At 63.6% G+C, this 18,770-nt stretch carries 18 protein-coding genes; 9 read left to right on the top strand and 9 right to left on the bottom strand.

Annotation, left to right across the window (positions count from 1 at the left end; genetic code table 11):
- Positions 1–6: 6 nt before the first annotated feature.
- Positions 7–1,290, bottom strand: coding sequence for an efflux RND transporter periplasmic adaptor subunit (locus QZ634_RS05185; RefSeq protein WP_291986171.1), 1,284 nt, complete (start codon positions 1,288–1,290; stop codon positions 7–9).
- 171 nt (positions 1,291–1,461) lie between these two features.
- Between QZ634_RS05185 and QZ634_RS05180 the strand changes: the two genes are divergently transcribed.
- Positions 1,462–2,067 carry a TetR/AcrR family transcriptional regulator gene (locus QZ634_RS05180; protein WP_291986169.1) on the top strand — a complete coding sequence of 202 codons (606 nt, stop codon included), beginning with the start codon at positions 1,462–1,464 and terminating at the stop codon, positions 2,065–2,067.
- Between the two features lie 175 nt (positions 2,068–2,242).
- Here the strand turns inward: QZ634_RS05180 and QZ634_RS05175 are convergent, their stop codons facing one another.
- From QZ634_RS05175 to QZ634_RS05165, 3 genes are all read right to left on the bottom strand, one after another.
- Entirely contained in the window at positions 2,243–3,403 is a 1,161-nt protein-coding gene (locus QZ634_RS05175) for a cytochrome P450 (protein ID WP_291986167.1), read from the bottom strand.
- Between the two features lie 222 nt (positions 3,404–3,625).
- Complete coding sequence (locus QZ634_RS05170) at positions 3,626–4,099, bottom strand: hypothetical protein (RefSeq protein ID WP_291986166.1); 474 nt, start codon at positions 4,097–4,099, stop codon at positions 3,626–3,628.
- 10 nt (positions 4,100–4,109) lie between these two features.
- Positions 4,110–4,715: a hypothetical protein gene (locus QZ634_RS05165; protein WP_291986164.1), complete on the bottom strand. Its 606-nt coding sequence runs from the start codon at positions 4,713–4,715 to the stop codon at positions 4,110–4,112.
- A gap of 97 nt (positions 4,716–4,812) precedes the next feature.
- Between QZ634_RS05165 and QZ634_RS05160 the strand changes: the two genes are divergently transcribed.
- The 4 genes from QZ634_RS05160 to QZ634_RS05145 are packed head-to-tail and all read left to right on the top strand — an operon-like array spanning position 4,813 to position 8,542.
- Positions 4,813–5,448 carry a TetR/AcrR family transcriptional regulator gene (locus tag QZ634_RS05160; protein WP_291986162.1) on the top strand — a complete coding sequence of 212 codons (636 nt, stop codon included), beginning with the start codon at positions 4,813–4,815 and terminating at the stop codon, positions 5,446–5,448.
- The gene (locus tag QZ634_RS05155) at positions 5,445–6,647 is read left to right on the top strand and encodes an efflux RND transporter periplasmic adaptor subunit (protein ID WP_291986160.1); all 1,203 of its coding nucleotides are present in this window, start codon (positions 5,445–5,447) and stop codon (positions 6,645–6,647) included. Before QZ634_RS05160 ends, QZ634_RS05155 begins: the two co-directional genes overlap by 4 nt.
- Complete coding sequence (locus tag QZ634_RS05150; protein WP_291986158.1) at positions 6,644–7,837, top strand: ABC transporter permease; 1,194 nt, start codon at positions 6,644–6,646, stop codon at positions 7,835–7,837. Before QZ634_RS05155 ends, QZ634_RS05150 begins: the two co-directional genes overlap by 4 nt.
- On the top strand, positions 7,838–8,542 hold the full coding sequence (locus tag QZ634_RS05145; protein WP_291986156.1) for an ABC transporter ATP-binding protein: 705 nt from the start codon (positions 7,838–7,840) through the stop codon (positions 8,540–8,542). It abuts the gene before it with no gap.
- Positions 8,543–8,618: 76 nt separating this feature from the next.
- Here QZ634_RS05145 and QZ634_RS05140 read toward each other — a convergent pair whose 3' ends face one another.
- Genes QZ634_RS05140 through QZ634_RS05130 form a run of 3 tightly spaced genes read right to left on the bottom strand, consistent with a single transcriptional unit; the run spans position 8,619 to position 10,081 of the window.
- Complete coding sequence (locus tag QZ634_RS05140) at positions 8,619–9,167, bottom strand: hemerythrin domain-containing protein (protein ID WP_291986126.1); 549 nt, start codon at positions 9,165–9,167, stop codon at positions 8,619–8,621.
- On the bottom strand, positions 9,164–9,610 hold the full coding sequence (locus QZ634_RS05135) for a PAS domain S-box protein (protein WP_291986124.1): 447 nt from the start codon (positions 9,608–9,610) through the stop codon (positions 9,164–9,166). The genes QZ634_RS05140 and QZ634_RS05135 overlap by 4 nt, the downstream gene beginning before the upstream one ends.
- A gap of 51 nt (positions 9,611–9,661) precedes the next feature.
- Positions 9,662–10,081 carry a MarR family transcriptional regulator gene (locus QZ634_RS05130; RefSeq protein ID WP_291986122.1) on the bottom strand — a complete coding sequence of 140 codons (420 nt, stop codon included), beginning with the start codon at positions 10,079–10,081 and terminating at the stop codon, positions 9,662–9,664.
- Between the two features lie 158 nt (positions 10,082–10,239).
- Here QZ634_RS05130 and QZ634_RS05125 point away from each other — a divergent pair, with 158 nt between their 5' ends.
- The 4 genes from QZ634_RS05125 (at position 10,240) to QZ634_RS05110 (ending at position 14,757) form a co-directional block, all read left to right on the top strand.
- Positions 10,240–11,391, top strand: a complete 1,152-nt coding sequence (locus QZ634_RS05125; protein ID WP_291986120.1) for an aminotransferase class I/II-fold pyridoxal phosphate-dependent enzyme — start codon at positions 10,240–10,242, stop codon at positions 11,389–11,391.
- 35 nt (positions 11,392–11,426) lie between these two features.
- Positions 11,427–13,535: a phosphoenolpyruvate--protein phosphotransferase gene (ptsP, locus tag QZ634_RS05120; protein ID WP_291986118.1), complete on the top strand. Its 2,109-nt coding sequence runs from the start codon at positions 11,427–11,429 to the stop codon at positions 13,533–13,535.
- Positions 13,536–13,649: 114 nt separating this feature from the next.
- Positions 13,650–14,234, top strand: a complete 585-nt coding sequence (locus QZ634_RS05115) for a hemerythrin domain-containing protein (RefSeq protein ID WP_291986116.1) — start codon at positions 13,650–13,652, stop codon at positions 14,232–14,234.
- 190 nt (positions 14,235–14,424) lie between these two features.
- Positions 14,425–14,757: a cupin domain-containing protein gene (locus QZ634_RS05110; RefSeq protein ID WP_291986115.1), complete on the top strand. Its 333-nt coding sequence runs from the start codon at positions 14,425–14,427 to the stop codon at positions 14,755–14,757.
- A gap of 155 nt (positions 14,758–14,912) precedes the next feature.
- On the opposite strand, the gene QZ634_RS05105 is transcribed toward QZ634_RS05110, so the two are convergent.
- Both QZ634_RS05105 and QZ634_RS05100 read right to left on the bottom strand, forming a co-directional pair.
- Positions 14,913–17,126 (bottom strand): SulP family inorganic anion transporter, encoded by a 2,214-nt coding sequence (locus QZ634_RS05105; protein ID WP_291986113.1) that lies wholly within the window; start codon positions 17,124–17,126, stop codon positions 14,913–14,915.
- A 461-nt stretch (positions 17,127–17,587) separates the two neighbouring features.
- The gene (locus QZ634_RS05100; protein ID WP_291986111.1) at positions 17,588–18,568 is read right to left on the bottom strand and encodes a DUF47 family protein; all 981 of its coding nucleotides are present in this window, start codon (positions 18,566–18,568) and stop codon (positions 17,588–17,590) included.
- Positions 18,569–18,770 lie beyond the last annotated feature (202 nt).

Here is an 18,770-nt window from a genome sequence, read left to right as displayed (position 1 = left end):
AGGCCCTCACTTCGCGGCCGCTGCGGGCGCCGCCGCAGGTGCCGTTGCCTCGCCGCCTGCCGCCAGCACCGTCACCGGCGCGCCCGGCCTGATTTTCTGTAATCCGTCGACGATGATCCGGTCGCCCGCGGCCAGTCCCGCGCTTACCAGCCACTTGTCGCCGATCGAACGGGTCGTGGTCACCGGGCGCGCTTCGACCTTGTCCTCGGCACCCACCACCATCACCACGGCATTGCCACGCCGATCGTGAGTCACCGCGGCATGCGGCACCAGGATGGCGTTTTCGATCTCGCCCTGTGCGAGTCGCGCGCGGACGTACATGCCCGGCAGCAGTTCACCCTGCGGATTCGGAAAGACCGCGCGCAGGGTCACGCTGCCGGTATCCGTGTCGACCGAAATGCCGGAGAAGGCAAGCCGGCCGCTGGCCGCGTATTCGCTACCATCCTCGAGCAGCAGGCGTACCGGAACCACCTGGTCTGCAAGGTGCTGCAGTGTGCCATCGGCGAGATCGCGCTTGAGGCGCAAGAGTTCGACGCTCGACTGGGTAAGGTCGACATAGATCGGGTCGAGTTGCTGGACGGTCGTCAGCGCGGCAGGCTGGTTGGCAGTCACCAGGGCCCCGGCGGTGACGCTCGAGCGTCCGCTGCGGCCGGCGATGGGGGAGGGCACGCGGGTATAGGCGAGGTCGATGCGGGCCTTCTCGAGTGCTGCGCGTGCCGAGGCGACGTCCGCCTCGGCCTGCTTGAGTGCCGCCGTGGTGTCGTCGTCGGCCTGCTTGCTGATCATCCCTTTCTTCCCCAGTTCGGCGTAGCGCTGGGCTTTCAGCCGGACAGCATAGCGGTTTGCTTCGGCGCGGCTGAGACCTGCCCTGGCGCTTTCCAGGGTGGCGCGATAGCTTGCCGGGTCGATCTGGTAGAGCGTTTGCCCTTCCGTGACCTCGCTGCCCTCGGTGAACATCCGCCGCTGCACGATGCCGTTCACCTGCGGTCGCACCTCGGCGACCATGTAGGCCGCCGTGCGTCCGGGGAGTTCGGTCGTCAGCCTGACCGCCTCGGTGCTGGCCACGATCACGCCGACCGGAGTCGCTGCGGGAGCTCCACCGGCTGCCTGCCCCTGCGGGCCGCCGTCACCGCAGGCGACGAGCGCCAGGGCGCTGGCGAGCGCGACGACCAGGATGGGGTAGGTGATCCCCCGGGTCGGGAGTGTGGTTCCCAGATTCGGGAGTGTGATTCCCTGGTTCGGGGAAGTGACTCCCCGGTTCCAGGATTGCAGCCGTGATGCGAGATTCATGTGGTGCCTCGGTGGCGTTGGTAGCGTCGGAGACTCCTGGGCAGGAGCGTTCGGATAGGGGGCGAAGGATAAACTAGAATGAACGTTCAATCTAGTTTATCCTTCGCAGAGCAGTGAACGCTTACTGCGAACCCTTCTCAGCCACTCCATAGACCGTCGATGACCGAAGAAATGCCCACTCACACGGCCGCGGATTGCTCGCGTGCTGAAGCGCGTCGCATCCAGATCCTTGATGCCGCCGAGAACTGCGTTCGCGAATACGGCTTCCATCGAGCCAGCATTTCGAAAATATCGAAAGCCTCAGGCATGGGTGCAGGCCACATTTACCACTACTTTGCGAACAAGGAGGCGATCATCGCCGCCATCGTCGCGCGCGAAGTCGAACGCTTGCTGACGCTCACCGCCGAGGTGCAGGCGGCAGAGAACATGCTGGAGGCACTGGCACTGCGGACCGAAAGCGGGGTGCTGCTCAACCTTGATCCCCAGGCAGCGGGGCTCAAGCTGGAAATCGTTGCCGAGGCGTCGCGCAACCCGGCAATCGCGGCGATCGTGCGTGCCGCGGACGGACGGCGTAGCGCCGGTCTCGAAGAAACGCTCAAGGCCTTGCGGCAGGCACACGGCCTTGCGGACGACGCGGCAACGATTTCAACTATTGCCGAGGTGATCGCGGCGATGTTTGAAGGCCTGATGGTGCGCGCCATACGCAATCCGGCGGCAAACCGTCAATTGATCGCCCGAAGATTCCAAGCGTTGATCCGCGCGATAGTGCTAGGGTGATTTCGCGGACCGGAAGGTCGAGGCGTAGAGGAGGGAAACCAGCTTAGGCCTCTGTTGTTTGCCGGGCTGCGCTTTCCAGTCATAAAGCCGAAGGTGACTTGTGTTTCCAAAAGGACGGGCATGGGAAGTGGCAGCGCACCGTTCGTGCGCACGCCAAACCATTGACCGCCGGCGTTTATCGGATCCGCAGGGGAAGGGCGGCGAAGCCACTGCCGGGGTACACCGCGGTGGTCGGCGGCCTCTCCGGGACGGGCTCCATACATGCCGTGTGCGTGAGCATTTCTTCCACAGCCACGCGCATCTCCATCCGGGCCAGGGGAGCGCCAGGACAGACGTGGATTCCTGCGCCATACAGCAGGTTTGCGCTCTGGTCGCGGTCCGGCCGATAGGTCTCCGGATCCTCGAAAACCCGACCGTCACGGTTGGCGGAGATCCAGATCAGCGAGATGCGTTCGCCGGCAGCGATCTTCCGGCCACCAATTTCAACCGCACGGGTGGTGATGCGCCGATTGGCCACCAACGGTCCGTGCATCCGCAGAATCTCCTCGATAGCGGCGGGCAGTAAGGAGGGCTGCGTGCGCAGCTGCTCCTGCAGATCCGGGTGTTCCGAAAGGTGGTGCACCAGAATCCCCAGCGAAGCCGAAATCGTGCCGATCTCACCGACAGTCCAGTTGCGCAGCACGCTGACGATTTCTTCGTCGCGCAGGGGTCGGCCCTGTACCTGTTGCCGTAGCAGCGAGCTGGTGATGTCGTCGCTGGCTTGATCACCGGCCGCGCGGCGAATCTGCAGCAACTCGTGGACGTAGCCCTCGAATTCGCGGGCGATGTCCGCCATGGCCGCCCGGTCCTCGGCCAAAGTTGCCTGGCGGTTCTTCTCTGTCCACAAGCGCAGCGGTGTGCATAGATCGGGCGGCCAACCGAGCGAGGCACACTGACTCCGGACGGCGAACTCATTGGCAAAATCGCCGATGAACTCCAGCTCGTCGCGCGCCAACAGCGCTTGAACGAGCGTCGCGGCGATCTCGCGACATTGCGGCTCGAACGCCGCCACTCGTTCCGGCCGGAAATACGGCATGATCATCCGACGGAACGCGGTGTGTTCGGGGGGGTCCATCCCGTCCGGAACGGAGAGATGCCTGGATACGGCATTACTGAAGGTAGCGGGGTCGTTCAGCACGCGCAGGATATCCTCGTGCCGAAACAAGGACCACCCGAGAAAGTTGCTGTACGCGACCGGGCAGCGCTCGCGCATCTCGTCGTAGGCGGCACGCTGGTCGCGCTGGACCGCTTCCGATCTTGGGTCCCAATCCTGTTGCTGCATCGCGTTCACCGTCATGTGCTCCTCCTCATTGCACGGAACTGGGGCCAAAGGTAGGCAGTTCCTGGCTTCTGCTTCGCAGGTACTTCGCCAGTCGACGCACAGAATACCCTTTTCGTACTGGCCAAAGCACAGCGCATGGCTCCTTGTGGCTCGGGTAAATAGGCGGCGTTGCGCCCGTCCGCACTGGGCGATACAAGCTTTCTAGCGCAGCCTTCTGCCTTCCACCCAAGGCTCAACTCAGTCCATTGGCTTCCAGCCCGGGTGCTTGAAGTAGCGGCCGTACTGATTCACGGCGCCGACCGTCTGTACCGCGCCGGCCGCTGGCGCAACTTTCGCCTTGCCCTGCATGGCGTCGGCGCCGGCGCTGAGTTCGGCGACGATCAGGTGCAGGTTTTCGTCCGCAGCGGGCTCGAGCTTGCACTCGGTGACGATGTTGGCGACGTGCGCTTGAACCAGGGCACCGAGTGCCTTGTAGTCCTCTGGCGTCAGCGTCCCTTTGTGGATAGCCGCCGCTTTCGCGGCGAGCGCCGCCCGGATTTCGCTCATGTTCTTGCGCAGTGGTTCGTCGGTTGCCCATTTCTTGCCGTGATCGAGCATCAGCTGGCTTGGCTCGCCCGCGGCGTGCTGGTGTGAGTCGGCCGCAAACGCGGGGACGCCGACGCCAAAGGCAGCGATGAGGGCGGTGGTGAGCAGGCTGCGTTGGATAGTCATGGGGTTCTCCTCAGTGTTGAACAGCGATGATTTTCGGGTCGTCGGCGTGATCGATGAGAATCGTCCGGACCCGGTCTTGCCAAAGTGCCTGGAACAAGGCTGCCTGGGCGTCGGTGGCGGTCCCAGCGACGCAAAACGGCATTAGCGCAGCGATGCGCGGATCGCCCGGCACACGCTCCAGGTGGGCAACGACAGTGGCCGCGGCCCCGGTGTCGACCCGCGTGAAGCGGATCTGGCCGGGGATGTCTACGCCGAAGAACAACAGTCCTCGCCGGTCAAAGCGCCCGGCGATTCCCTTGAAGCCGGTGTCCTGGGTGGCGCCGGTGAACAGGCTGACGACGTTGGCGATGACGCCGGTGACGCCTGCGAGCATGCTGTCCCGCAGTTCGACCCGAATGCCGCCGCGCTCCGGTAGCGTATCCGCGTAGAGCGCGCGCAGCGCGGCACGGGTCATCAGATAAGCGGCAGCGACGGTCGGGCACGAATGCCCCGCGAGCTTGACTGCGTCGCCGTAGCCGTACTCGATGACACCTTCCTCGGCGGCGCCGAGGAATCGGGCCAGCGGGTCGCGCACGGTGATTTGCGGGGCAGATGCAAAGAATTCGGGAAACTTCACGGTCGGGTTCTCCTCGGGAGTGAAGCGCTTGCCAAACCGGCGTGGCGCGACTACGATAGTAAGCACTTACTAACAACAATTCAAGTGCACGCCCGCCATGAATACTCCAACCACACTCCAGACGACACCCCGCCAGCGCCTGAACAGCGACGAACGGCAGCGCGAGATCGTCGCGGCGGTACTGGCGCTGGCCTGCGAGCGCGGTCCGGAGGCGATCACGACGCAGGCCATCGCCGATCGTATCGGCGTCACCCAGGGCGCGATTTTCCGCCACTTTCCGGACAAGGCAGCGATCTGGATGGCGGTCTTTGCCTGGGTACGTGAATCGCTTGGTACGGTGCTGGCGACGGCGATAGCGAAGCCAGGGTCGCCGCTGGCAAAAATAGAGGCCGCATTCTTCGCACACGTGGCCTTCATCGCGGCCAACCCCGGCGTTCCCCGCATACTCTTCCATGAACTGCAATACCCGGGGGATTCGCCAGTCCGTGCCGAAGTCCGGACGATGATTTCCGGTTACCGAGAGCGCCTGGCCTCGTTGTTTGCCGGGGCCAGGAGCGCCGGCGAGCTTCCGGCTGATCTCGATCCGGGGCTGGCGCCGGTGCTGTTCATTGGCGCCATCCAGGGCCTGGTGATCGAATCGGCCATTGCCGGCAGCGAGGCCGGAATGGTGGCGCGTGCGCGGCAAATGTTCCCTTTGCTGGTCGACGGCTATCGCGGGCGGGACGAACGATGAACGTAGGTGTGCCGCGCAAGGGGGTACTCGGCGCGGTCGCCGTGGCGGTCGTTCTGCTGCTTGCCTGGCTGGCGACCAGCCAGGGACCGCTGGCGCCGACCAAAGTGACGCTGGCCAGGGTAGAGCAGGGGCCGCTGGTCGCCAGCACCTTTGGTATCGGAACGGTCGAGGCGCGCCGCAGTTACACGCTCGGCCCGACGATGGCCAGTCGGGTGGCGCGCGTGCTGGTCGACCAGGGCGATGTGGTCAAGGCTGGCCAGTTGCTCGCAGAGCTCGATCCGGTCGACCTCGACGATCGTGTCGCCAGCGGCCGACTCGCCGCGCAACGTGCCGCCAGCGTCGTACACACCGCGCAAGCCCAGCTCTCCGAAGCGCAGAGCCGCGCGCAGGTGGCCGTGGCCAGTGCGCGTCGTTCCGCCGAACTGCGCGCGCGCGGTTTCGTCAGCCAGGAGGCGACCGACGCCAAGCGGCAGGAAGCCAATGCCGCGACGGCGGCGGTCGAGGCCAGTGCCTCCCAGCTGGCTGCGGCGCGGCGCGATCACGAACGTGCCCTGGCCGACGTTGCCGGCGTCGGCAAGCTGCGTGCACAGGCGCGCCTGGCGAGTCCCGTCGATGGCGTGGTCAGCGCCCGGCTGGTCGAAGCGGGATCGACGGTCGTTGCTGGACAGGCGGTGCTGCAAGTCATCGACCCAAGCAGTTTGTGGATCAAGGCGCGCATCGACCAGGGGCAGGCGGGTGGCGTGCGCGTCGGGCAGAGCGCCGAGATCGTCCTGCGCTCGGCTGCCGGGCGTGTCTACCGGGGCGAAGTCCAGCGCGTCGATTGGCAGAGTGACGCGGTGACCGAGGAGCGGATCGTCAATGTCGGCTTCACGGCACGCCCCGACGCGCTCGCGATCGGTGATCTGGTCGAGGTGACGATTGCCACTGCCGAACTGGCCGACGCGCGTTGGCTGCCGGCAGCGGCGGTAGAACGCGTCGATGGGCAGGACGGCGTCTGGCAGATTCGGGACGGGCACGTCGCTTTCCACCCGCTAGCCGTCGGCATCACCACCCTGGATGGTCGCAGCCAGATCCTGGATGGCCTGGCCAGCGGTGACGAAGTGGTCGTGCACAGCGAGCAGGCATTGCGGCCCGACGCGAAGGTCAAGGTCGTCGCCGCCATCGTCGCCAGCGCAGCGAGCGTCGGTGGCGGGCGATGATCAATCTGGCCGGCCGCGACATCCTCAATGGCTGGGGCAAGTTCCTGTTCACCGGCATCGGGCTCGGCTTGCTGATCGGAGTCACCTTGTCGATGGCGGGAATCTATCGCGGCCTGGTCGACGATGGCCGCGTGTTGCTGAGCAACGGCGGAGCCGACCTGTGGGTCGTGCAACGCGATACGCTCGGCCCCTACGCCGAACCCTCGAACGTACGCGACGATGCCTATCGCGCGCTGCTCGGCGTCAAGGGCGTGGCCGAGGCCGGCAACGTCACCTATCTGACGATGCAGATCGAAGATCAGGGCAAGGATGTACGGGTGATGCTCGTCGGCTTCCAGCCCGGGCACCCCGGCGAACCCGGCTACCTCGTCGCCGGGCGTCCGATCACGCGCTCGCACTACGAGGCGATTGCCGATATCAAGACCGGCTTCCGCCTCGGGCAGCGCATCCGTATCCGACGGCACGAGTACACGGTGGTCGGCTTGACCCGCCGCATGGTGTCGTCGGGCGGCGACCCGATGGTCTTCGTGCCGCTGCGCGACGCGCAGGAAGTGCAGTTCCTCAAGGACAACGACGCGCTGGTCAATGAACGTGCGCGCACGGCCGCCAATCCGGCGTTCAATCGCCCCGGTGTGCCGGGACTGCTCGAGGCCGTACAGGCCAGCCAGGCCAGCAGCCGGACGGTGAATGCGGTCATGCTGCGGCTCGCACCGCACGCCGATGAAGCGCTCGTCGCCAGCGAAATCCGGCGCTGGAAGCATCTGGAGGCTTATACGCGCGCCGACATGGACGAAATCCTCGTCGCCAAGCTGATCGCCACGTCGGCGAAGCAGATCTTCATGTTCCTGGTCATCCTGGCCGTCGTCAGCGCGGCCATCGTCGCCTTCATCATCTACACGATGACCCTGAACAAGGTGCGCGAGATCGCCGTGCTCAAGCTGATCGGCGCGCGCAACCGGACCATCGCCGCGATGATCCTGCAGCAGGCGCTTGGTCTGGGTGCCATCGGCTTCCTCGTCGGCAAGACGGCGGCCACGCTGTGGGCGCCGATCTTCCCCAAGTACGTCCTGCTGCTGCCCGGGGATGCAGTCCTGGGTGCGCTGCTGGTGCTGGCGATTTGCGCGCTGGCGAGCGTCGTCGCCATCCGCGCCGCGCTGCGCATCGATCCGGCGACGGCGATCGGGGGATAGATGCCAGCGGCGATCGAAATCAGCGGCCTGACCAAGCGCTACGGCGAGGGCGACGCGGCGGTTGACGCCTTGAAGGGCGTGGACATTATCGTCCAGCCGGGCGAGGTCGTCGGCTTGATCGGCCCCAGTGGTTCGGGCAAGAGCACGCTGCTCAAATGCCTGGGCGCGGTGATCGAGCCCAGCGCCGGACGAATGGCGCTTGCTGGCGAGGCCATTTACGACAACGGCTGGCAGGTGGCCGATCTGCGCGCATTGCGTCGTGATCGTATCGGTTTCGTCTTCCAGGCGCCGTATCTCATCCCCTTCCTCGACGTCACTGACAACGTGGCATTGCTGCCGATGCTGGCCGGTGTGGCGAACGCCGATGCGCGCGAGCGGGCGCGGGTGATGTTGACGGCACTCGATGTCGGGCATCGTGCCCAGGCGCAGGTGGCGCAGCTCTCCGGCGGTGAGCAGCAGCGGGTGGCGATCGCCCGTGCCCTGGTCAATCAGCCGCCGATCATTCTCGCTGACGAGCCGACAGCCCCCCTCGACAGCGAACGCGCATTGGCCGTGGTCCGTATCCTCAACGAGATGGCGCAGCGCTTCGCAACGGCGATCATCGTCGTCACCCACGACGAGAAGATCATCCCGACCTTCCGGCGGATCTATCACATCCGTGACGGGCGCACCTATGAGGAAGCAGGCGAGGGGCGGGACGCTTGATCCGCGGCGGACGAGAAAGGGAACGTCTGGCGGTCGGGCGAGCCGTGAATTGCGCTCGCGTGCCCGAGCCGGGCGCCTAAACCTCGTCGATTCCCCGGCGCGCGCGCATCGCGCGCCCGATGCGGGCGAGATCATCATCGCTCAACAAGCGCGCCGCCATCGGCAGGAGTTCCTTTTCCTCACGTTCGATGTGGCCCGCATAGCGAACTGCCAGCGCTTCGATATCGTCAGCGACGAGTGACACCTGCTCGCCGGCCGCGATCCTTTCGAGGAGGCTGCGCAGGGGTCGCCAACACGCTTCCAGTACGCGGTGATCGGCCTTCAAGCCGTCGATCATTTCGCGCAGGCAGATGGCGTCCGATCCGGCCATCGACTCGATCAACGCCGGGAAGAGGTCGTCTTCCTCATCCGCATGATGGTGCCTGGCGGCGGTGTCGAAGTAGCGCATCACCCTGGTCGCAGCCGTGCGCGCCTCTTCGTCGACGCCGTGGGCGAGCAGGTATGGAACCAGGCGTCGCAAGCTTGCGAATTGCGTTTCAATCCTGCCGTGGCAGGCGGAAAGCATTTCCAGAGGAACCTCGGTTCCGACGCTTGGCGCGGCAAAGCCCGGAATGCTGGTAGTCATCCGGCTTGCTTCGCGCAGCTCGCCGAAGACTGCGCGACTGCCTTGAGATGGCGGGCAGTGCAGTCGCGGCCGATGGCCAGCGAACCGACGATCGTGCCCTTGTCGTCGCTGACCAGTCCGAAGCTCAGCTCCACATATAGCTTGCTTCCATCCTTGTGCGCCGAGCGGGTCGTGAGTACCTGGTTCCGGTACTTGGTCTGGCCGCTGTCGATCGCTTTGTGAAAGCCGTCCCAATGTGCTTTTCGCAGTCGCTCCGGAATGATCACGTCCAGGCTTTCGCCGAGGACTTCGGCAGCGGAATGGCCGAACACCGCTTCTGCGCCGCGATTCCAGACGCGGATTGCCCCCTGGCAGTCGGCGAAAATGATCACATCCGGGGCCTGATCCACTATCGCCCGATAAAGATCAAAGTCTACTTGCGCGAACTCGGCAGTCGCCTGCATCCTGAAACTCCTTTCCAATCAGTCAAATGCGACAAGCACAGGCCGGCATTTCTATTCGCGGCCGAGTGTCGTCACGTCGGGCACGGTGAATGTTCCCTGCAACGACAGGAGCTCGCGGCGATGAAGGGCTGCCAGCTGCCCAACGCATTCGTTTCCTTTTTCTGTCAGTTGCACGTCCACCTGCCGCCGGTCGCTGCCGCTGACGCTACGCCGTACCAGTCCGGCAACCTCGCACCGCGAAATCAGCGACACGACCCCATGATGCTTGGCCTGCAAGCGTTCAGCCAGTTCGCCCACGTTTGCCGATTCCCGCCCGGGAAAGCCCTTGATCTGGAGCATCAGCAGGTACTGCAAGGGCGTGATCCCGTTGCGCTGCGTCAGATCTTCGCTGAAGCGCAGGTAGCGGCGCAGCTGGTAGCGGAAGTGGGCAAGCGTTTCGAAATCGGCCTTGGACATTCGCTGCTCGGACATTTTTTGCGCCTGGCCTCTCGGCGTATTTGTATCACGGTATGATAGAGTTAGCTGGACTCAAGGGCAAGCTGCCTGGGCGCGGTATACCGTGCGCTGCTCCTGGCAACAAAGGCCTCATCACGCGGTACCCACAGGCACAGGCGACTCAACTGACACCGATGATCACCGACCCACATACACACGGCCTGTCGACGCTCTGTATTCACGCCGGCACGCACCTGGACGAGGCTACCGGTGGCGCGTGCAGCCCCATCTTCACTTCCACGGCCTACGCGTTCCCGAATCCGGCCAACGCGAACATTTACCCGCGGTACTTCAACACGCCCAACCAGCAGGTCATCAACCGCAAGCTGGCGGCGCTCGAAAAGGGCGAGGCGGCGGTGGTCTTCGGGTCGGGCATGGCGGCCATTTCCACTTTCCTCCTTGCTCATCTCAAACCTGGCGAGCACGCGATTTTCCAGAACGATCTCTACGGCGGCAGCATGCGGCTGATCAGCAGCGAACTGCCGCGGCTCGGCGTGCAGCTTTCCTGGGGGGCGAACGTGGCGGAGTTCGCCGCTGCCTTGCGACCCGAGACGCGGCTGATCTACGTCGAATCTCCGTCGAATCCGCTACGCCATTGTGTGGATCTGGCCGAGCTGGCTGCGCTCGGCAAACGCCACGGCATCTTGACCGTCATCGACAACACTTTCGCCACGCCGATCAACCAGAACCCGATTCCGTTGGGCATCGATGCGGTCATCCACAGCGCTACGAAATACCTTAACGGCCACAGCGACGTGAACGCGGGCGTGGTCGTTGCCTCCACTGAAATCGTCAGCCGTGTCACGGCCAGCGCCGTCAACTTCGGCGGCATGCTCGATGCGCACGCCTGTGCGCAACTCGAACGTGGTCTGAAGACGCTGGCGCTGCGCGTGCAACGGCACAATGAGAATGCCGCGACCCTGGCGCGCTTTCTGGCCGCGCATCCGGCCGTGTCGAAGGTCAATTATCCCGGCCTGCCCGAACATCCCGACCACGCCATCGCCGCACGCCAGATGCGTGGCTTTGGCGGCATGGTCTCCTTCGAACTGTGTCAAGCCGGGCAGGTGGAGCGCTTGCTGAGCCGGTTGCGTATGGTCATGCCGGCCTTGAGTCTCGGCGGCGTGGAAAGTCTGATTTGCGTTCCCAGCCGCAGTACGCACCGCACGATGACGGCCGCCGAGCGACAGCGCGCCGGCATCAGCGACGGGTTGTTGCGCGTTTCTGTCGGCATCGAGGATGCGCAAGACCTGCTCGCCGACTTCACCGACGCACTGGCCATGGAATGACCGCCGTTCCTGGCCTTGACGAGGGAATCACGCTCATGAACAGCACTGACAACATGCCGCCCGCCGCCTTGATGATCGTTGGCGAGGTAGCGTCTTCCGGCCTTGCCCGAGGGCGTGCCCTGCTCTGCGATTGCGCCAGAAAGCAGACGGCCGTTCCGCTTCGGCAGGTGAGCGAGGCGGAGGCGCAGGGGGAGGCCGAGCGTTTCGATGCCGCAGTTGTTGCCACCGAGAGAAAGCTGCTGGAGGTTCAGGAGAGTGTCCGGCGGACATTGGGGAAGGACGAGGCGGAGATTTTCGAAGCGCAAATCCTCCTCCTGCGCGACGTGCAACTACGCGATGCGGTGCGTGCGCTTTGCCTCGACGATAGGATGAATGTCGAGGCGGCGGTCGAAGAGGCGATCAGGCAGTTGATGGAATTGTTCGGCCGCCTCGAAGATCCCTACTTCCGCGAGCGCGCCGTCGATCTGTACGATGTGGGCAGACGCCTCCTCGATCACCTGGCGGATGATGGCCAGCCCGACCTTCCTGTTCTTCACGAGGGGTGCGTAATCGTCACCAGCGAAATTCTCGCCTCTGTCGTTGCGCAGTTGGAAGGTCAGGGCGTGCGTGGCTTGATTGTGGAGAAAGGTGGCCTCACCGCGCACGCCACCATCCTTGCCCGCTCGCTCGGCATCCCCACGCTCGTACAGGTGCCGGACGCGACCGGGAAAATTCGTGCGGGCGACCTGGTGATCGTCGATGCTCTGGCGGGACGCGCCTTCATCAATCCCCAGGCCGAAATCCTGCGTAGGTACGATCAACTGGACGCCAACCTGCAAGTTCACCAGGGCGTCCTGAAGGGCTTGATCGGCCTGCCGACGGTCACTCGCGATGGCATCGAAATCAGGCTCTGTGCCAACGTCGGGCAGACCGCCGACGCGGTGGCGGCAGCGAACGTCAAGGCTGATGGGGTCGGGCTATATCGCACGGAGTTCGTCTTCCTGGTGCAGGACCATTTCCCCTCGGAAGACGAGCAGTACCAGTTCTACCGCAACACGGCAGATCAACTCCAGCCGGCGCAAACGGTGATCCGTGTTCTCGATGTCGGCAGTGACAAGCCGCTGAGCTATTTCCCGCTGCCCCGCGAAGACAATCCGGCCATGGGTTTTCGGGGCATTCGGTTGTTGCTCGCCCATCCCACCCTCCTGCAGACGCAACTGCGGGCCATTCTTCGACTGAGCGCAACCCACCCGGTCGCCATTCTGCTGCCGATGATCGACGGCATCGACGACTTGCGCGCGGCGAAAGCGGCGATTGACTCTGCGAAGGAGGAACTCGTCGCTGCCGGCCAGTCGTTCAATCATCGCATCCCGATCGGCGCCATGATCGAAACGCCGTCCGCGGCGATTCTCGTCGGGCACCTGGCCGACGAGGTCGACTTCCTCAGTGTGGGCACCAACGACCTCGTCCAGTTTCTGCTGGCTGCTGACCGGATACGTGGCGCGCTGGCGTCTACCTATGACCCCCTGCATGCGGCGGTCATCCAGGTGCTCGCCAACCTGGCGACGGTGGCCAGGAGCAAGGGAACACCGATCTCACTGTGTGGCGAAATTGCGAGTGACCCCAGCTATACGAACCTCCTGATCGGCCTGGGCTTCCGAAGCTTCAGCGTCAGTCCCGGCCGGCTTCTGGACATCAAGCACACCATTCGCTCGACCGACGTGCAACAGGCTGAAAAGCTGGCCGAGCAGGTTCTGTCGGTGCACTCGACGCGCGACATCCGGGCGCTGGTGCAGGACGATTGGAACCGTCGCCGGCCGGTATCCTCCCCTGAGTTCGACACGCCGACATCGACCACCAGCGCGCCACTGCCTTCGGTCGCGCACAACGCTGCTCGCCAGCGCTTTGAATCGCAGGTGGGCGAGAGCGGTACGGCCTATTTGAGCTACCTCATCGAAGGGGCGCGTGTGATTCTGAATCGCACTTTCGTGCCCGACGAACTTCGCGGACACGGAATAGCCGCCGAACTGGTCAGAGTCGCGTTGAACGAGGCGCGCCAACGGCACAGGAAGATTGACCCCCGCTGTTCGTATGTCGCCGGCTTCATCGAACGCCACCCCGAATTCGCCGACCTGGTCGACCGGCAGGAAGACGCCCTGAACTGAAGCCACTGCTTCGGGCGAGGGTGCTAGGAAGCCGCGTCCATGGAGTCGTTGCGGCAGAATTTGCGAAGGCGGCTCTTCCTGGAGAACGCCGTCCCACAAGGAACGGAGGATTGCGTGAACGAGATCATTGCGCAGCTGCTCGGCGAGCATCGCAACCTGGGGAAACTGGTCGAACTACTCGATCGCCTTCCTGTTGATACGAATTATCCGAAGCTCGGCGAGATCACTCTGTTGGTTGACGTCTTTGCTTACCTGACCTGCTTTCCAGACCTTCGGCATCATCCGCTCGAAGATCGGATAGTCGCCAGGCTGCTCGCCAGAGGTATGCTCGCTGCCGACGTCGCTGGCGAAATCGACCGGCAACACCGCGTGCTGGCAAGGCAGGGCACGGACTTGATGCGCGACCTTGAGTCGGCTGCCCGCGAGGAAAGCACATCCTGGCAAGGCGCTGCGAGCAGCGCCAGGCTATACGCCGAACGCCTTCGCCAGAACATGGCGACCGAGGAGCTGGCCGTCTTTCCCGTCGCCGAAGTGAGCCTTGGCGAGGCGGATTGGCAGGCCATTGCCGCCTTGTCGCCACCGCTGCCGGAAGATCCGCTCTTTGTCTCGCGAACCGAGAAACGCTTCGCAGACCTGCGCAGAGTGATTGCCGCGCAGGCAGGTTGTGACTGTTTCGAGAATCCCGGAGTAGGGAGGTGAGGGCGGGCACTATCGCGGGGCAGAAGCCGGAGTTATCGGTTCACCCCAAGGTGCGACGGGGGCACCTCTGCGGTGGCGCCATGAAACCGGGGGCTGTGTTCACGCTCCTGTATCGCCGCTGTGAGCGGTTCACATGCTGAAAGCCCCCGGGCTTGCCGGGTGACGGTCGCTTCTTCCGAGGAGCTTTGTCATGGCACTATCACACGCCAGGTCGGGCGATCTGGTCAACATCAACGACGTCGCCGACGCGCTGGCCAGCAACGGTTCGGCCACGCTGCTGCGCGATGATCATATTGAAATCTTCCGCCTGGCCCTGAACGCCGGTACCACCATGCAGGAGCACAGCGCCGTTGGCGCGATGACCGTGCAATGTCTGAGCGGCGAAGTGGAGTTCAGCTGTCACGGCAGAACCCAGACGCTGCGGCCGGGAAGCCTCATCTATCTGAACGATGCGGCGCCGCACGCCTTGCACAGCCAACAGGAATCCATCCTGCTCGTTACGCTGATCCTGCATAGGAAATAGGTCTGCTGGCGCAGATCCTCGGCTCCCACAGGCGCCGAGATCCACAAACCGAAAACCCGCAGGTCGCCGTGGTGATGTGACGACAGCCATCGATGATGGCTGGTCCTAGAGCACCCACACCGCCGTCAGGCAGGGTTTCCCGCGGGCAGAGGCTCCTAATCCTGCATGGCCATCAGTTCCTTGTCGGAATAGCGCAGGCGCAGGGCCAGCACCTTGGCAACCGCTTCGACCAGGTGACAGGCGAGTCGCTTGTGTTCCTCTCTGATCCTGTCGAACTGCTCGCGTTGCAGGACGAACAGCTCCGTGTCTTCAATCGCCCTGGCGTCGTTGAAACGCGTCATTTGCGACAGGAAGGCCATGCCGCCGAAGAAATCACCGCGTCCATAGGTCAATGCGTGATGACCCGGCGTTCCGTCGCCGGTCGGCAGGGTGATGCGCACGGCGCCCTTGCGAATCAGGAACAGCTCGTTACCGGGATCGTTGAACGAGTACACCTTGTCGCCGTTGGCGACCGAGCGCCGCTCGAAGCAGGCCTCGAGGTCGATGAGTGTTTCCTCCTTGTGATCCCTGAGAAGCTCGATATCGGCGAGTTCCAGCGGCGCGATCTGGGCTTCCTGCTCCAGATCGTGGCCCAGGATTTGGTCTTCAATCCACTCGACCGCGTCGTCGAGTTCCGGGAAGATCTTGACATGCTCGCTCTGCCTCGTCAGGGCCATTTGATCGAAGAGCTCGCCAATGTTGCGACCGTTGGGCAGGGCCTGCGACAGGTTGCTGAAAATCAGGAAGGCACCACGTTCGATCAGCGAGTCCCTGATCTGCTCGAGCAGGTGCACGGCGGTGACGTCGACCGACTGCACCCGCCGCATATCCAGAACAAGGTACTTGCGCGTGCCGACTTCCTGCTCGAGCGCCAGGTACAACTGATCCTTGGTGCCGAAGAAAAGGCTGCCTTGCAGTTCCAGAATGGCCGTCTGCTGTCCCGCCTTTTCCAGCAATTCCATGTCCTCGGGCAGGCGCACGCGCTTCGAGAAGCGGCTGCCGCCGTCGACCTTGCTGCGGATCACCGTACTGCTCAGTTGCTCGCGGATGAACAGCAGCATGGCCAGGACGATGCCCACGCCGGACGCCACGATCAGGCTGTAGCCAAGGGCCACGCCGACCACCGTCAGGACGACGAAGAAGTCAAAGCGCGTCCATGGCGAATCCAGCAGGTGCAGGCTGTGGTGGTCGATCATGCGCACGCCGACGATGATCAGGATGGCCGCCAGGGATGCGACCGGAATCCAGGCGATGAAGCTTCCCAGGGCGAGAAAGGTGATCAGCGACAGCACCCCTTCGATGACGCCGGAAATGCGCGTTTGGCCACCGCTGGTGAGATTGACCAGCGTTGCCCCCATCTGTCCGGCACCCGGCATGCCGCCGACGCAGGCGGAAGCAATGTTGCCGGAACCCTGCGCGATCAACTCGCGGTTCGAATCGTGGCGGCTGCGGGTCATGGTGTCGAGCACGACGCAGGTCTTCAAGGTATCGATCGACAGCAAGACGCCCAGTGTCAGAGCGGTTCCCAGCAGCGCACCGATCTGGCTGAGCTTGAGCTCGCCGATCTCGTGCCAGCGACCGGTGATCGCGTTCAGCATGCTCGATGCCGTGCCCCCGAGCGGGCCGATGATCAGCGGGTTGCCGTCCATTACCAGCAGGGAATCGTCGACCGCGTAGGCGATCGCAAAGTAGGTGATCAGCCCGCCCAGCAAGCCGAGGATGGCCGCCGGCACAAGGCGCGTGACGCGCGGTGCGCCGAGCATCACGGCCATGGTTACGGCACCAATGAGCGCGGTTTGCCAGTGCCAGAGATCGGGTGCGATCAACACCCGCCACCAGGACGTGCCATCCATTACCCCCATGAACTTGGGGATCTGGCTGCCGATGATGATCAGGCCGACGCCACTGAGGTAGCCGCTGACGACCGGAAACGGGATGTACTTGATCAGGCCGCCGACGCCGAGAAAGCCGAGCAGTAGTTGCACGATCCCGCAGACCAGGCCGAGAGCCGTCAACATGAGCACGATGAAGGTGGCCGGAACCCCGTTCTGCACCAGTTCGATGGCAAAGGCCGAGCAGACCGCCGCCGCCGGTGCACAGGGCGCGGTGATCAGGCGATTGGTGCCACCGAGCGTCGGTGCGACGAGGCCAAGAGCGGTCGTTCCGAGAATGCCGGCCAATGCGCCCAGGCCGGCGTACTCGGGGCCGATGGCGGCGTAGATGGTGACGCCAAAAGCGATCGCCGACGGCAGGGCGACGAGCATCGACGCCAGACCGCCCCAGAAATCACCGACGAGTTTGTCGTTCTTGAGATTAAATGCCAGTTCCATGCCCTAGGGCCTCCCGTCATACAGGCAGAAAACGGCCCTGCAACGGACTATTGGTCTGCAGCAGGGCCAAGAAACGCAGTCCCGGCCATCTACCCGGGCTGCGTCGCGTGCTCTCGGAGGTTCCGCTGCGCTACAAGCGATTGTCAATGCCGTCGGCGGTGCGAGGGCGCGCAGCTGATTCCTTACAGGGTATCGACAAGGCACGCATCGTGCCACAAAAAGAATGTGCGCAACCCGTTGGGGCCTCTGACTCAATTGATAAGTCCACTGTTGCCACGACGTGAGCGACCGTCGAGAGGTCTGTGCGAAGACACGCGATGCTACACCTCCTGACCGTGCCGACGCCACCCGCCAGAGGATTCTTGTCGATGCATTCACCAGACGGCACGGCCGGGAGGCCTCTGGGAAGACCTTTGCAACTGGCTTCGGAGGCCAAGGCGGACCCACTGAACGGCAGCGGTTCAGCAGAGCTTGACGACGATGTCGAGCAGCGTGCTGTTGCAAATGTTCAGACGATCGCCTGCCCTGCTCAGCTGCGAATAGATCTCCTTGCGCCGAAAAATATTCTGGAAGTCGCTGTCCTGAAACAATTCGGCCAGGGAGTGCCGGAGCGTCCGGGTCAGGCTCTTTACCGCCTTGTCGGCTTTTTCGGCATCGGCACGGCCTGCTTGCGGGTTGCTTCCCAGGCGGCTATAACCTGCCGCCATCGCTTCCACACCGGTCTTGAGGTACACCGCCAGTTCGAGGCAGGCCTTGTCCGGCTTCAACGCCAGAAGACTGCTGTCCATTTCGGTAACGATTGACCGGCAGCTGTTGATGATTTCATCGAGATTAATGATTGCCCGGTGCAGATCTTCGCGGTCGATTGGCGTCGAGAAGGCTTCGTTCAGCAGCGTCAGGTTGCGAACCTTTTGCCGGTCGCCCTCGCGCTCGGCCTCGACAATCTTCTGGGGCGCCTGCTTACTGTCGCTGCCCATGTACTCGACCAGCAGGCCGGCGGCCATGTTCGCATGAGCACTCTGCTCGGCCAGCAGCGAAAAGAAATCCGGGACCTTCGGAAAGACGCGTTGCATGATCCGGCGCGTGAAAGACGATGCTGCAATGGCTGTATCCGACATGATTGAGCTTTCCGATAAAGAGATTGATAAGGGCAAGAGACCGATCACCGGTCCGATCATGACCGCTGCTGCGGCAGGGGGAGGGCGCGCGTACCTCCGCTGCAGCGGTATTCCCAAGCGCTTCGCATAGCGCCAATGAGCCCGGGGCCCTATCCGGCAGGCAGCGCCTGGCGGCAGAGAACCATCGAGCCTGGCACCGGTACCCATGTAACATCCCCCCAAGCTTGTTCGCGATTGCCGGTCGTCCAAACAGCGATCGACATCGGCAAAAGCAGTAGTCGTCAGCATCGTATGCAGTGACAGCAACCGCCATGGCGTAAGCATTATCCGTGCCAGATTTTCCCGCTGGGTCGAAACGCAGGGGAAACGAGAAAAATCACGGGTTGAGAGGGACGATAGTGGTGGCTCTGCACAGATCATGGGGTGCAACAGAATGCACACCAGACTAGCGCATTGGCATTTCAATGCCGGGAAAGACCCGTTGCAGGACTTATGGGCGCGGTTTGAAGATATTTGCACTGCAATG

The organism is Candidatus Accumulibacter sp. ACC007, assembly GCF_907163205.1.
Lineage (GTDB): Bacteria > Pseudomonadota > Gammaproteobacteria > Burkholderiales > Rhodocyclaceae > Accumulibacter > Accumulibacter regalis.
Note: the sequence above shows the minus strand (reverse complement) of the source record. Positions and strands in the feature narration are given on the sequence as shown.

Coding starts and splice junctions, on each gene's coding strand:
- QZ634_RS05130 (WP_291986122.1), bottom strand. CDS start 10,081: ATGTCCGAGCAGCGAATGTCCAAGGCCGATTTCGAAACGCTTGCCCAC.
- ptsP (WP_291986118.1), top strand. CDS start 11,427: ATGAACAGCACTGACAACATGCCGCCCGCCGCCTTGATGATCGTTGGC.
- QZ634_RS05155 (WP_291986160.1), top strand. CDS start 5,445: ATGAACGTAGGTGTGCCGCGCAAGGGGGTACTCGGCGCGGTCGCCGTG.
- QZ634_RS05185 (WP_291986171.1), bottom strand. CDS start 1,290: ATGAATCTCGCATCACGGCTGCAATCCTGGAACCGGGGAGTCACTTCC.
- QZ634_RS05100 (WP_291986111.1), bottom strand. CDS start 18,568: ATGCTTACGCCATGGCGGTTGCTGTCACTGCATACGATGCTGACGACT.
- QZ634_RS05140 (WP_291986126.1), bottom strand. CDS start 9,167: ATGACTACCAGCATTCCGGGCTTTGCCGCGCCAAGCGTCGGAACCGAG.
- QZ634_RS05170 (WP_291986166.1), bottom strand. CDS start 4,099: ATGACTATCCAACGCAGCCTGCTCACCACCGCCCTCATCGCTGCCTTT.
- QZ634_RS05180 (WP_291986169.1), top strand. CDS start 1,462: ATGCCCACTCACACGGCCGCGGATTGCTCGCGTGCTGAAGCGCGTCGC.
- QZ634_RS05105 (WP_291986113.1), bottom strand. CDS start 17,126: ATGGAACTGGCATTTAATCTCAAGAACGACAAACTCGTCGGTGATTTC.
- QZ634_RS05135 (WP_291986124.1), bottom strand. CDS start 9,610: ATGCAGGCGACTGCCGAGTTCGCGCAAGTAGACTTTGATCTTTATCGG.
- QZ634_RS05145 (WP_291986156.1), top strand. CDS start 7,838: ATGCCAGCGGCGATCGAAATCAGCGGCCTGACCAAGCGCTACGGCGAG.
- QZ634_RS05175 (WP_291986167.1), bottom strand. CDS start 3,403: ATGACGGTGAACGCGATGCAGCAACAGGATTGGGACCCAAGATCGGAA.
- QZ634_RS05125 (WP_291986120.1), top strand. CDS start 10,240: ATGATCACCGACCCACATACACACGGCCTGTCGACGCTCTGTATTCAC.
- QZ634_RS05110 (WP_291986115.1), top strand. CDS start 14,425: ATGGCACTATCACACGCCAGGTCGGGCGATCTGGTCAACATCAACGAC.
- QZ634_RS05150 (WP_291986158.1), top strand. CDS start 6,644: ATGATCAATCTGGCCGGCCGCGACATCCTCAATGGCTGGGGCAAGTTC.
- QZ634_RS05160 (WP_291986162.1), top strand. CDS start 4,813: ATGAATACTCCAACCACACTCCAGACGACACCCCGCCAGCGCCTGAAC.